This window comes from Streptomyces sp. NPDC054961, assembly GCF_053609145.1.
Map to the genome: position 1 here is coordinate 28,776 of NZ_JBSGWY010000027.1, position 12,984 is coordinate 41,759.

The 12,984-nt window shown below is 74.6% G+C and carries 10 protein-coding genes; 1 reads left to right on the forward strand and 9 read right to left on the reverse strand.

Annotated features, from left to right (window positions below; genetic code table 11):
- Positions 1–59: 59 nt before the first annotated feature.
- From ACWF9Z_RS23285 to ACWF9Z_RS23310, 6 genes are all read right to left on the reverse strand, one after another.
- Positions 60–1,913 carry an AMP-dependent synthetase/ligase gene (locus tag ACWF9Z_RS23285; protein ID WP_453604942.1) on the reverse strand — a complete coding sequence of 618 codons (1,854 nt, stop codon included), beginning with the start codon at positions 1,911–1,913 and terminating at the stop codon, positions 60–62.
- Between the two features lie 185 nt (positions 1,914–2,098).
- Positions 2,099–3,115, reverse strand: a complete 1,017-nt coding sequence (locus ACWF9Z_RS23290; RefSeq protein ID WP_453604819.1) for a phosphotransferase family protein — start codon at positions 3,113–3,115, stop codon at positions 2,099–2,101.
- A 38-nt stretch (positions 3,116–3,153) separates the two neighbouring features.
- On the reverse strand, positions 3,154–3,396 hold the full coding sequence (locus tag ACWF9Z_RS23295) for a hypothetical protein (RefSeq protein WP_453604821.1): 243 nt from the start codon (positions 3,394–3,396) through the stop codon (positions 3,154–3,156).
- Positions 3,397–3,635: 239 nt separating this feature from the next.
- Complete coding sequence (locus ACWF9Z_RS23300) at positions 3,636–5,360, reverse strand: hypothetical protein (protein ID WP_453604823.1); 1,725 nt, start codon at positions 5,358–5,360, stop codon at positions 3,636–3,638.
- A 648-nt stretch (positions 5,361–6,008) separates the two neighbouring features.
- Positions 6,009–6,407 carry a peptidoglycan-binding domain-containing protein gene (locus ACWF9Z_RS23305; protein WP_453604825.1) on the reverse strand — a complete coding sequence of 133 codons (399 nt, stop codon included), beginning with the start codon at positions 6,405–6,407 and terminating at the stop codon, positions 6,009–6,011.
- Between the two features lie 169 nt (positions 6,408–6,576).
- A complete protein-coding gene (locus ACWF9Z_RS23310) occupies positions 6,577–8,349 on the reverse strand; it encodes a serine/threonine-protein kinase (protein WP_453604826.1) in 1,773 nt (590 codons plus the stop codon).
- A 297-nt stretch (positions 8,350–8,646) separates the two neighbouring features.
- Between ACWF9Z_RS23310 and ACWF9Z_RS23315 the strand changes: the two genes are divergently transcribed.
- Positions 8,647–8,967, forward strand: a complete 321-nt coding sequence (locus ACWF9Z_RS23315) for a hypothetical protein (protein WP_453604828.1) — start codon at positions 8,647–8,649, stop codon at positions 8,965–8,967.
- A gap of 64 nt (positions 8,968–9,031) precedes the next feature.
- On the opposite strand, the gene ACWF9Z_RS23320 is transcribed toward ACWF9Z_RS23315, so the two are convergent.
- The 3 genes from ACWF9Z_RS23320 to ACWF9Z_RS23330 all read right to left on the reverse strand — a co-directional run bounded on the left by ACWF9Z_RS23320 (position 9,032) and on the right by ACWF9Z_RS23330 (position 12,731).
- Positions 9,032–10,405 carry a dicarboxylate/amino acid:cation symporter gene (locus tag ACWF9Z_RS23320; RefSeq protein WP_453604830.1) on the reverse strand — a complete coding sequence of 458 codons (1,374 nt, stop codon included), beginning with the start codon at positions 10,403–10,405 and terminating at the stop codon, positions 9,032–9,034.
- A gap of 388 nt (positions 10,406–10,793) precedes the next feature.
- Positions 10,794–11,063 carry a DUF4229 domain-containing protein gene (locus tag ACWF9Z_RS23325; RefSeq protein ID WP_453604944.1) on the reverse strand — a complete coding sequence of 90 codons (270 nt, stop codon included), beginning with the start codon at positions 11,061–11,063 and terminating at the stop codon, positions 10,794–10,796.
- Between the two features lie 102 nt (positions 11,064–11,165).
- Entirely contained in the window at positions 11,166–12,731 is a 1,566-nt protein-coding gene (locus ACWF9Z_RS23330) for a hypothetical protein (protein ID WP_453604831.1), read from the reverse strand.
- Positions 12,732–12,984: the final 253 nt, after the last annotated feature.

Sequence of the window (12,984 nt, forward strand, 5' to 3'; positions counted from 1 at the left end):
TCCCGGCCCCGGCGCCCGGCAACGGTGCGGGGCCCGGCCGCAGCCGTGGTCGGGCCGGGTCACGGGCGGCGGTACAGCTGGTCGATCTCCTTCTCGTGGTCCCGCGCGATCGCGCCCCGGCGGAGTTTCAGCGACGCGGTCAGATGGCCGCGCGCCTCCGTGAACTCCCCCGTGAGCACCGCGAACCGCCGGATCGACTCGGCCCGCGACACCAGGCGGTTCGCGTCGTCCACCGCCCGCTGGAGGTCCGCCCGCAGTTCCTCGTCATGGACCAGTTCCCCGATCGGCACGCCCCCCTTCTTCCGCATCTGCCGCCAGTGCTGCAGCCCCTCCGGTTCCAGGGTGATCAGGGCGGTCACGTAGGGCCGGTTGTCCCCGACGACCATGCACTGGCCGACCAGCGGGTGGGCCCGCAGCCAGTCCTCCAGCGGCGCGGGGGCGACGTTCTTGCCCCCCGAGGTGATGATCATGTCCTTCTTCCGCCCGGTGATCGTCAGGTACCCGTCGTCGTCGAGTTCCCCGATGTCCCCGGTGGGCAGCCACTGGTCGGCGCCCACCGGCGGGCCGTTCCAGTACCCCGCGAACACGTGCGGCCCGCGCAACAGCACCTCCCCGTCGTCCGCGATCCGCACCGCCGTCCCCGGCAGCGGCCATCCCACCGTCCCCAGCCGGGGCCGCAGCGGCGGGGTGAGGGTCGCGGCGGCGGTCGTCTCCGTGAGCCCGTAGCCCTCGAAGACCTCGATGCCCGCGCCCGTGTAGAACGCGGCCAGGCGCCGCCCCAGCGGGGAGCCGCCGCTCAGGACGTAGCGCACGCGCCCGCCCAGCGCCGCCCGGATCCGCCGGTACACGAGCGGGTCGTAGACCGCCCGCGCCGCCCTCAGCCCGAGCCCCGGCCGCTTGCCCTCGGCGACCTCGCCGACGCGGCGCGCGATCCGCGCGGCCCGGTCGAAGGAGGACGCCCGGCCCATCTTCTCGGCGGTGGCCCGCGCGGTGTTGTAGACCTTCTCCAGGACGTACGGGATCGCCAGCAGGAACGTCGGCCGGAAGCCGGCCAGGTCCGCGAGGAGGTCCTCGCCGCGGATGCTGGGCGCGTGGCCGACCTTCACCCGCGCCCGCATGCAGCCGATGGCCACCATCCGCCCGAAGACGTGCGACAGCGGCAGGAAGAGCAGGGTCGAGGCCGGGTCCTTGCTGACCGACTTGAAGACGGGGTGCAGCAGCTCCACCGCGTTGTCGACCTCGGCGAAGAAGTTGCCGTGCGTCAGCACGCACCCCTTCGGCTGCCCGGTGGTGCCGGAGGTGTAGATGAGGGTCGCGACGGACTCCGGCGCGCACCCGGCCAGCCGGTCGCGCACGACCTCGTCGGGCACGTGCTCGCCGGCCTTGACCAGCCGGGCCACCGCGCCGGTGTCGAACTCCCACAGGTGCCGCAGCCACGGCAGGTTGGCCCGTTCCGCGCTGATGATCCGCGCCTGCGTGGTGTCCTCGACGGCGCAGGCCACGGCGCCGGAGTCGTGGAGGATCCAGCGCGCCTGGATCGCGGAGGAGGTCGGATAGACCGGTACGGTGACCAGCGCGGCCGCCCAGCCGGCGAAGTCCAGCAAGGTCCATTCGTAGGTGGTCCTCGCCATGATGGCCAGCCGGTCGCCGGGCCGCAGCCCCTCGGCGATCAACCCCTTGGCGACGGCGAGGACTTCGGCGGCGAACTCGGCCGCGCTCACGTCCCGCCAGGTCCCGTCGGGCTCCTTGCGGGCGAGGACCGCCTCGCCGGGCGCCTCCCGGGCGTTGGCGAAGGGGATGTCCCCGAGGGAACCGCTCACCGGCACCCGGGCCAGCGCGGGCACCCACACCTCGCGGACCCGCCCGTCGATCAGCGTTTTGCCGGGCTCGACGGGCTCGTTGACTCTGACCAGGCTCGATTCGGCTGCCACGGCTTGCTCTCCTCGGTCGGACGGAGCGTTACCGCCGGTAATCTACTGAGAGGTAACCACCCTGAACAGCCCCGCCCGCCCTTTTTCACGGACCCTCCACGCCGCCGCCCGCGCCCGGACACGGGGTGCGCGCAGGTGCGGCACGCGGAGCGCCGCCGAGCGGGTGATCAGGCGCGGAGCAGGTCCAGCGCCCGCTTCAGGTTGTGCTCGGCGATGCCCGCCATGGCCGTCCGGTCGGGGAAGTCCCCGTCGAGCAGGCGCAGCGGTCCCGCCGTCAGCGAGAGCCGCTGGGCGAGCGCGTAGAGCGCGAGCCGGTCCTCGTCCAGTCCGTCCACGCCCAGCGACCGGTGGGCGTCGGGCAGCCGGATCCGCAGGAACACGTGCTCCCACTCGACGTCGAAGTACATCGACCCCTCGATGTCGATCACCACGGGGCTCCCGTCCGCGGCCACCAGCACGTGATCGGGTCCCAGCTCGCCGTGCACGAGCGCGTACTCCGCGCGCGGCCGCACCGCCGCCGCCAGGCTCCGCAGCCGTTCCTCCAGCCGGTCGCGGGCGGCCGCGACCCGCGGATCGCGCGAGGCCGCCTCGGCGAGGTCCCGCAGCGCACGGCCGAGGACCACCTCCTCGCACGACGTACCGCGCGATGCTCCTCCGCCGTCGACCAGGGCCACCTTGCCGAAGGCCGGTGCCCGGTGGCCCCGCATCGCCTCCAGCGACTGTGCGAATCGGGCCATGACAGGAGCAGCCGCGCGCCGGTCGCGCGCGAGCAGTTCCTCCAGGTTCTCCCCCGGGACGTCCTCGACGATCGCGAGGTCCGCCGGGCCGCGGGCGCCGTCGCCGTGGGCGTCGTAGCCGTGGCCGTAGCCGTCGACGAGGCGGATCGCCGGGACGCGGACGCCGAGCGCGTCCAGCCGGGCATGCGCCGCCAGGAACAGGCCGAGCCCGAGGCCGGGCGAGAACGGGTCGGTGAGATCGTCATCGCCCTCGGCCGCCGGCCAGTAGTTCTCGGCGTCGTCCCACAGGTAGGCGATCGCCGTCGTCGCGTCGTCCATCACCAGGCGGTACACGCCCTTCTTGCTGCCGCCCGCGACCCGCTCGACCGCCTCCAGCCGTCGGCCACCGCCCAGCGCGGCCCGCGCCGCACCCGCCAACCGCTCCCGCGTCCCTGCTCTCGGTGCCACGTTCCGAACCGCCTCTCCCTCACGACAACGTGCGCACCCTAGGGGAGCATCGGCGGGACGGCGACGCGTTTGAGGCCGACGGCTCCACGGCCGAGCCGCTGCCGCCCCGCCACGCCGAGCCGCTGCCGCCCCGCCACGCTGAGGGGCTGCCGCCCCGCCACGCTGAGGGGCGCGGCGGCCGCCTCGCCCGCGGCCCGCGTTCGGCCGTCGGGGCGGTCCGGGTCCACGTCCGGGCGCGGGGCTGTGGGGCGGAGGCCCTGGGCGGGAAGCAGGCGGAGCACCGGGCAAGGCAGGCGGGCGGGCACATCCGGACCGGCGCTCCTTCGAGCGCCCAGAGCCACCAGGCTCCGGCGTGCGGGGCGTTGGCACGCGCGGACTCGGGGGCCCACCACCGGCTCCTTCCCTACGCCGGCCCCCCTCGGGCCGGCCGTCGCCGCCCTTCGTCGGTGACGGGTCGGGCTCCGGCCCGGGCTCGGACTCGGGCCCGGGCCCGGGCTCGGACTCGGACTCGGGCTCGGACTCAGGCAGCCGTGGCCGACTCGGGCGGGCAGTCGCGACAGCGGCCCGGGTGCGGGGAGCGGAAGGCGCGCTCGCAGCCGTCGCAGGTCTGGAACGGGTCCGGCCGCCCGCCCCGCCTGGCGACCGGGGCCGGGGGCAGTTGCGGGGGGAGGAGCGTCGTGAGGCGGTACGCGAGCAGGGAGGCGGGGTTGCGCATCGGCTCGGGCAGGTTCCCGGCCAGGATCAGCCCGACGGATTCGGGGTCGGCCCCGCGGTCCAACCAGGTCGAGACCTCGGGCGCGAGCCGCCGCACGTCGCGCTCGGCCAGCAGCAACCGGGGGTCGTACCGCCGCAGCCCGGCGAGCAGATCGGCCGCACCGGGGTGCAGTGGCGCCTGCGGCTGAGGCTGCGGTTCCGACCGGGGCCCGGGCTGGGTCCGGGGCTGAGGGTGCGGCTGGGGCCGGGACTCGGGCTCGGCCTGCGGCTGCGGCTGCGACCAGGGCTGGGCCTCGGGCTCGAGCTGCGACCAGGGCCCGGGCTCGGGCTGCGGCTGCGACCGCGACTGCGACCAGGGCTGGGCCTCGGGCTTCGACCAGGGCCCGGCCTCGAGCTCAGGCTGCGGCTGCGGCTGCGGCTGCGGCTGCGGCTGCGGCTGCGGCTGCGGCTGCGGCTGCGACCGAGGCTCCGACCAAGGCTGAGCCTCGGGCTCAGGCTCGGGCTGCGGCTCCGACCAGGGCTGAGCCTCAGGCTGCGACCAGGGCACGGGCTCGGGCTCGGGCTGCGACTGCGACTGCGACCAGGGCTGGGCCTCGGGCTCGGGCTCGGGCTGCGACCAGGGCACGGGCTCGGGCTCGGGCTGCGACTGCGACTGCGACCAGGGCTGCGGCTGGGACCAGGGCTGGGCCTCGGGCCCGGGCCCGGGCCCGGCCGCAGCCGTCTGCCGCAGATCAGGACTCACGGCCGGGGCCGGGGCCGGGGTCAGGACTGGGGTCAGGGCCGGGACCGGGACCGGGGTCACGGCCGACGGAGGCTCCGGGGCCGGGGCCGGGGTCACGGCCGTCGGCAGCGACGGGGCCGGTACGGACTCCAGGTCCATCGGGGGCGCGGGCGGAGGCGGTGAGGCAGGCGGGTTCGCAGGCGGCGGAGGCGCGGCGGGCCGGGCCGGAGGCGGCGACCCGAGCCGAGTCGGCGGAGCCGACAGCGGTGACGACGGGGGACCTCCACGGGCGTCGGGGCCGTCGGGGCCACCACGGGCGCCGGGGCCGTCAGAGCTGCCGGGACCACCGGAACCACTGGGGCCACCAGAGGTGTCCGGTCCGCCGAGGCCACTTGGGCCGCCAGGGGCGCCGGGACCACCGGGGCCGCCCGGACCGTCGGGGCCGCCCAGGCCGCCGGGGCCGTCGGGACCGCCCAGGCCGTCGGGACCTCGACGGGCACCCGGCCCGCCAGGGCCACCCGGCCCACCCGGCCCACCCGGCCCGCCAGGGCCGCCGGCGTCCGGCTTGTTGTACGAGTACGTCCGGGTCACCACCTGCCCGGTGTCCAGCCGCTCGCGCCGCCGCTCCAGGTACCCGTGCCGCTCCAGCTCCCGCAGGGCGGAAGCGAGCCGCCTCTCCCCCTCCGGGAACCGCTCGGCCAGCGCCTTGATGCCGACGGGCGCACCGTCGGGCAGCGACTGGATGTGCGCCGCGACCCCGATGGCCGTCGCCGACAGCTCGCGGTGCTGGAGGAGGTGGTTGCCGACCACGGTGAAGTGACGCGTGTGCCACGTGTTGACGTGGATGACACCGGATCGGGGGGTCCCGGCGCCAACTCGGGACGAGGCGGGCGAGGGCGCGCTAGGCTGCTCAAGAGCCATAGGGAAGCGGCTACTTCCTAATTGGTCAGGCCCTCGACCGGGATTGCACTCCCGCCGGGGGCCGTCTCATGTTCTGAGGTTGTCGGGGCGAGCATATGCCCGTCAACCGGTGCGAAATCCAGCCCAGTTGGCACAGTTCACCCGACCGAGCTACGCGGGTCGGCGGGCAGCCCGTGGGGGGCCGGTGGGGTGGGGTTGGGTTGGTTCTTTCTCCCGTTTCTTTGGCTCTTTTTACGTCGGGGCACCCCGGAGCGCGGCTCCCCGCGACCCGGCGGTGAGCTGGACCTCCGCCCGTATCGCCTTCCACGGAACCGGTCCTCCCCCTACACCCCTCCACCCCGGCGGGCCGCCGGGCCGCCGGGCCGCCGGGCCGCCGGGCCGCCGGGCCGCCGGGCCGCCGGCGCTTCGACCAGCACGCGCCCCCGCCCCGCGTCGCGGATCCGCGGGATCCGGTGACCCTGGACCCCGGGCCTCACATCCCGCGTTCCGCGCCCCGCCCCCGCCCCCGCAGCGGGAGCAGGGGGCCGGGATCTTCGATCAGGTCGGCAGGTGGTGGACGCAGGTGTGGTAGAGGTACGGGTCCAGGTCGTGGTCCTGCTGGGCGATCTTCAACATGGCGTAGCCGGTGGTCTTGCCGACGATGCCGTCGACCACCAACGGGTAGTTGTACGGGGCCTGGTGGACATGACCCTGGAACCGCTTGATCGCGGCCTGCGTATCCGGTCCGTACTTGCCGTCCTCCCGGATCGCGCCCCAGTACCCGCCGTAGCGGTTGGCGAAGACCTGCGCGCACCAGACGCCCGGCCCGGAGGTCGTGTACCCGTAGCCGATGTACGGGGCGCCCGAGGCGGCCTGGGCGGTTCCGGAGAAGGTGGCCACGAGGGTCACGGCGGCGCCGATTCCGGCCAGCGCCCGCCGCGTATTGCGAAGTTTCATTCTCGATATCCCCGCACTTGCATGACCATGACCATGACCATCGAATTCTAGCCAGATGGCGGGGCCCAACTCGGCCGGTCCGTAACGCCGTTCGGCCCCGTACGCACGGCCCGGCGCGAGGAGGGGAGACGGCACGGCCGTACGGACGCACCCCGTCGGGCGACGGCCTTCAGCGACGACGTCCGGGGGGCGAGCCGATCGAGCCGATCGATCCGGCCGAGCCGATCGGGCGGACCGTGGCGGTGCCCGGCGGCATGACGATGCCCAGGAGCACGCCACCGGCCACCCAGCAGCCGATGCCGATGCCCAGCGCGACCGGCACGGATGCCCGCGTCCCGGCGAGCAGCAGCCAGGACGCGACGACGCCGCTGATCATCGCCACGTCGTTGGCGACGAAGGCGGCCTCCTTGGCGCGGGACACCGAGGAGATCAGCCGGTGCAGGACGATCACGGCGGTCATCAGGAGCGGAGGTGCGGCGAGACCGGTCAGCACCGCCTTCCACCACGGGACATGGGGAGCCAGCCCCAGGGCGGCCAGCATCGCCACGGAAGCCACCACCGCGAGCAGCACCGCGAACGGTGAGAGCCGGTCCCCGTCGTACATGAGGGCGAGGCTGAAGCAGAGCGCGCCCCCGATGACCACGCCCACCACGGCGGCCCAGACCCAGGGCAGCGCGCCGAAGGCGGCCAACTGGCCGGCGACCGAACCCGCGGACACCACGAAGGCCAGCCAGCCCGCCTTCGGTGACACGCTGTGCTCCCGCGGTGCCGGCTGGAGCCTCGCCCGGTTCCGCGGGGACCAGTCCGCCGGTGCCGCCGACGCCGGCGGGGAGAGGGGCACGGCCTGCTCCCGCGGAAGCGGAACCGGGGCCCGAGCAGGGGCCGGGGCCGAGGCCGGGGCCGCAGCCGCAGCCGGGGCCGGGGCCGGAGCAGGGGCCGGGGCCGCAGCCGCAGCCGGGGCCGGATCCTGCGGTGCCGGTGCCGGTGCCGGTGCCGGGGCCTGCGGAACGGGGGCCTGCGGAGCCGGGCCGGACGGGGCCCGCAGCGTCCGCCGGAGGGCGTCACCGGCCGCCGGGCCCACCCTCGGCGCGGGCCCCCGCGCAGCCTCCGCGGCGGGACCCCGCGCAGCCTCCGGCCGGACCTCGTCCCGCAGCCGCGCGGCGGTACCGGCCGCGTCGTCCGGCCGGTCCGCCGGGTCCTTGCTCAGCAGGCTCAGGATCACCGCATCGAGCCCGGCCGGTACGTCGGGGCGCTGGTGCCGTACCGGAACCGGCGCCTGGTACGCGTGCTGGGCGAGGATCTCCCAGCCGGTGCCGGTGAACGGCGGGCTGCCGGTGAGCAGTTGGTAGAGCACGCACCCCAGCCCGTACAGGTCGCTGCGGGCGTCGGTCTCCTCCCCGCGCGCCTGCTCGGGCGACATGTACGCGGGAGTGCCCGTCACGGAGCCCGTGGTGGTCAGACCCTGGACCCCGCTCTGCCGGGCGATCCCGAAGTCGCAGATCTTGATCCGGCCCGTCGCGGTCAGCAGGATGTTGGCGGGCTTGATGTCGCGGTGCACGATCCCGGCGTCGTGGGCCGCCTGTAATCCGCGGCAGACCTGTACGCCCCACTCCACCACGTCCTCGACCGTGGCCCGGCCCCCCTGCTCCCCCAGCGGCCGCCCGTCGACGAGTTCCATCACCAGGTAGACGACGGTCCGGTGTTCGATGACGGTCTCGCCGATGTCGAGGACGGCCACCACGTGCGGGTCCCAGAGAGCCGCGGCGGCCCGCGCCTCCGCGCGCAGCCGCCGCGCGAGCTTGTCGTCCGTGGGACGGGAGATGACCTTCACCGCCACGTCCCGCTCCAGGCTCAGGTCGCGGCCCCGCCACACCTCGCCCATTCCGCCGGCCCCGATGAGCCCGGACAGCTCGTACCGGCCGGCCAGCGTCGTGCCGTCCACTCGCGTACCCCCACTCGGCTGTTCCGCCGCGCCCTCCGGTCCGCCCCGGTCGACCCGATGCGAGGCGGGGCGGTACGAGGCGGGCCGATGCGCTGCGAAGCACTGTAGGGCCCGACAACGGACCGGCGGCCGCCCTCTCCGAAAAGGACCCCCGGCGGGCCGCCCCGGCTCCGGCCCCCGTCGCGGGGGAGCGCCGCCCGCCCCGACGGAGGACCCCACCGGGACCTCCCCGGGGCCGGCACTAGGGTGACCGGTTCGCCGGAAACCGAAAACAGGGCAAGCAAAGGAAGCAGTGCGATGACGTACCGCCGCGAGAACATCGACCTGCCCGAGGACCGGGGATGTCTGCGGTGGGTGCTGGGGGTTCCGCTCGGGGCCCTCCACCTGCTGAACCTCGCCGCCGTGTCCGGGGCGCTGTTCGCCGGGCCCCGGGGCGAGTGGGACGACGCCGGCTACGCGGGCGTCGGCGCGATGTGCTTCGCCTCCGTGTGCCTGAGCGTGCTGGGCCTGCTCATCACCCTCCTCCCGAGCGTGCGCCGGGCCATGGGCGCCTGGTGGTTCGCTCCCCCGCTCGTCCTCGGGCTGATCGCGTTCGTCCGCGCGGAGACCTTGGGGTGAACGACGCCACAGCCCCCGCCCGGACGGGGGCGGGGGCTGTGGCGCGTGTGCCGCGGACCACGGCTCACGCGGAGACGAGTACCTTCGCCTCGTCGTCGGCGGCGGTCCGCTCCGCCGGGGCCGGCTCGTCCAGCGGGGAGGAGGAGGCGGTCGCGTAGGCCACCTTGTCCAGGATTCCCTCGCGGGCGGCGACGACGACCGGAACCAGCGCCTGGCCGGCCACGTTGGTGGCGGTGCGCATCATGTCCAGGATCGGGTCGATCGCCATCAGCAGGCCCACGCCCTCCAGCGGGAGGCCCAGCGTGGACAGGGTCAGGGTCAGCATGACCGTCGCGCCGGTCAGACCGGCCGTCGCGGCCGAGCCGACGACCGAGACGAAGGCGATCAGCAGGTAGTCGGTGATGCCGAGCTGCACGTCGAAGATCTGCGCGATGAAGATCGCGGCGAGCGCCGGGTAGATCGCGGCGCAGCCGTCCATCTTGGTCGTCGCGCCGAACGGGACGGCGAAGGAGGCGTACTCCTTCGGGACGCCGAGGCGCTCGGTGACCTTCTGGGTGAGCGGCATGGTGCCGACGGAGGAGCGGGAGACGAAGGCCAGCTGGATGGCGGGCCAGGCGCCCTTGAAGAACTGCAGCGGGTTGACCTTGGCGACCGTCCACAGCAGCAGCGGGTAGACGCCGAACATCACGAGCGCGGAGCCGACGTACACGTCCACCGTGAAGGTCGCGTACTTGCCGAGCAGGTCCCAGCCGTACGTGGCGATCGCGGTGCCGATGAGGCCGACGGTGCCGAGCGGGGCGAGGCGGATGACCCACCACAGGGCCTTCTGGAGCAGCTCCAGCACGGACTCGGCGAGGTTCAGGACGGGCTGCGCCTTGCTGCCGAGCTGGAGGGCCGCGATGCCGGCGACGGCGGCGAGGAAGACGATCTGAAGGACGTTCAGCTCGGTGAACGGCGTGATGATGTCCTTCGGCACGATGCCGGTCAGGAAGTCCAGCCAGGACCCGTGGCGCTTCGGCAGCTTGCCGTCCTGCGGGGTGAGGCCGGTGCCGGAGCCCGGGTTGGTGAGCAGGCCGATGCCGAGGCCGATGGAGACCGCGATCAGCGACGTGATCATGAACCAGAGCAGCGTGCGGGAGGCGAGCCTCGCGGCGTTGTTCACCTTCCGCAGGTTGGTGATCGACACCAGGATCGCGAAGAAGACGAGCGGGGCGACGGCCAGCTTCAGCAGCTGGACGAAGATGTCGCCGATCTGCTCGAGGGTGGTGCCGAGCCAGCTGATGTCCTGGCTGCGGGAGACCCAGCCGAGCAGGACACCGAGCACGAGGCCGGTGACGATCTGGGCCCAGAAGGGGAACCTGAGCGAGGACTTCTTGGCGGGGGCCGGAGCCGCCGGGGTGGTGGCGGCAGGGCTCTGCGGGGACGCGGACACGGACACTCTCCGGGTGGTTCTGCGGATCTGCGGTGGGGTGGTGGTGCGGTGCGGCAGCACCCGGAAGGAACGAAGGGCCGGGCGGGCGGGACCGCTGCTGTGCCAGGGACTGGTCGCGGGACTCAGCGACAACAGCAACAGGCCGCGGACACGCGGCGGCAGAGGTCGACGTGCAGGCGCGCCACGAGCGGAACGCTCGTGGTCATCGGGTGCGCAGCTGCGGTCAACATGTTGAACACGCTAACACTTCTTCTTTGGGAATCTCAAAGTCATTCTTTGACCACATAGTCCGTCGGACCTCGGCACGCGGCCCGGAAACGCGAAAACCCCAGCGTGCCGGGCGGTGAACCCGTAGCTGGGGCGGTGCGGTGTGAGGAAGCTAACCGGACTCCGGTCAGGCCGTGCGGGCGGCGTCGTCGGCCGCGTCCTCCTGCTTGCGGTCCGCGGCGAGCTTCTCCTTCGCCCCCGCGACGCGCCCGCTGATGGCCACGGACATCTCGTCACGCTGCTTGCGCAGCAGCACGAAGGAGAGCGGGGCGGACAGCACGAGGGCGAGCAGCACGACCCAGGCGGGGTTGGCGTCCCCGAGACCGGCGGGCACCCAGCCCAGCCGGACCAGACCCGCGACGAGGACGAGGCACCCGACGAAGATCCCCAGACGCATCGCGGTGTAGCGGATCGTCGCGCTCGGCTTGAGGGACACGGTGACCCCTGCTCTCTCTGTCGTCTCTGTCGGTTCGTGCCCGTCCAGTGAAGCACGCCGGGCCTACGGACACGGGCGCCGGGGGTCGTCCGCGGGGACGAGGCGCAGGGAGGCGAGCGGAACCTTGAGCGCTTCCTTCGCCCCGGCGTCCCACAGCACGGCCGTCCCGCCCGAGTCGCCCATCAGCAGGTACGCCGTGGCCGGGTCGAGCGATCCGCCCTCGACCGGCACCTTGTTCAGGTCGCCGACCGGCTGGACGCACATCCACTCCGGTGTGATGCCGTAGTAGGAGGGCGGAGTGCGGCCCGCCGCGGCATCGGCCACCGCCCGGGAGCCGGACGCGGCCGCGGGCTCCATGGTCAGCGCCCAGGAGCCCTGCAGGACGCAGTACAGCGAGAGGACCGCCGCCGTGGCGTAGCCCATCCAGCGGTCCCTGACCATGAGGTGCAGGTGCTTGGCGTACCCCAGCAGAGCGGGGGTCAGCAGCCACAGCGACAGGGCGAGCGCCACCCTCAGCGCCCCGATGAGCCGCCAGACGGCGGGCACGTCCACGTCTTCGAGGTCGAGTTCGAAGGCGTCCAGGTACGCGGCGGGCAGGGTGAGGCCGAGACCCGGCAGCAGCACCACGACGAGCGGCAGCAGACCGGGCAGCAGCCACGGCATCGTCCGCCGCCAGCTCGACTGCCGGACGAGGAACCAGATGCCCGTCGCCACCAGGTAGCCGAACCCCAGGCCCACGACGACGAACAGGAAGCCGGTCCCGGCGTCCGGCGCCTTGACGACGCCGTTGGCGCCGACGGCGGCCACTCCCCCGACCAGCACCACGGCCGCGGCGGTGGCGCCCGGGCCGGAGAGCGCGGGCGCGGCGCGCCGCAGGATCACCGCGGCGGCGACGACGGCCGGCACGAGGACGACGGGCAGCACGGGCCACCAGGCCGCGACGCCCCGGTCCCAGAGCGCCCCGATCCACGCCCCGCACACGAGCGCCAGCAGCGCGGGAAAGCGCACCATGCCGAACTGCCGCGTGGGGCCGCGCCGCCGTGGCGGCGGGTGGGCGGCCGGCCTCGTTCCCATCGACCGCCGGACCCGCACACCGGCCGGGGCCGACGGCACCCCGGGCAGGGGCCGCGCGGCCAGGGCCCGCGCCTCGGCCGCGCCGGCCGCCCGCACCTGGCGGCCGGTGTCGGACCGGCCGAACGTCACGGTCCACCAGTCGACGGCCCGCTCGCGAACGCGTTCGCGCAGCGGGAGCGGAGTGGTGCACGGGCCCAGCCGCGGCTGCCGGTAGACGTACCAGACGGGCAGGTCCAGCGGATCGCGGTCCACGAGCTGGACGGCTTCGACGGAGAGGTCGAGGACGATGCGGTCGGCGAGGTCCTCCAGCCGTTCGCGGGCGCCCGTGGCCGCCCGGTACGAGGAGCCCCGGAAGCGGAGTTCGACCATGTAGGAGCAGTCGCCCTCGGTGCTCGGCGTGAGCGCCGGGCCGTCCTTCTCCAGAACCTCCCACCCCTGCGCCGCGACCCCCTCCTCGAAGAGCCGGCGATCGGCCTCCGTCCCCCTCAACGAGACCAGGGCCACGGCCCTGTGGTCCCACTCCGCCGCCTTCGCCACCGCGTCCCCCTCGTCCACCCGGGCGGGCCCTTCCCCGGCCCGCTCCCCCACGTGATCGCACGCTAGTGCAACGGCCGGAGCAGGGCGGCGGGCGGAGCCGGCCGCCGCGTGGCCGCCGCCCGCCCACCAGCCGCCCCCGCCCGCGCCCGCCCCCACCCGCGCAGACGAGAGGGCCCCCGGGGGCGCCCGGGGGGGGGGGGGGGCGCCAGCGCGGACCAGACGCCGGGCGCGCGGGACGACCACCGCGCCCCGGACGGGGCGCGCACCCGCC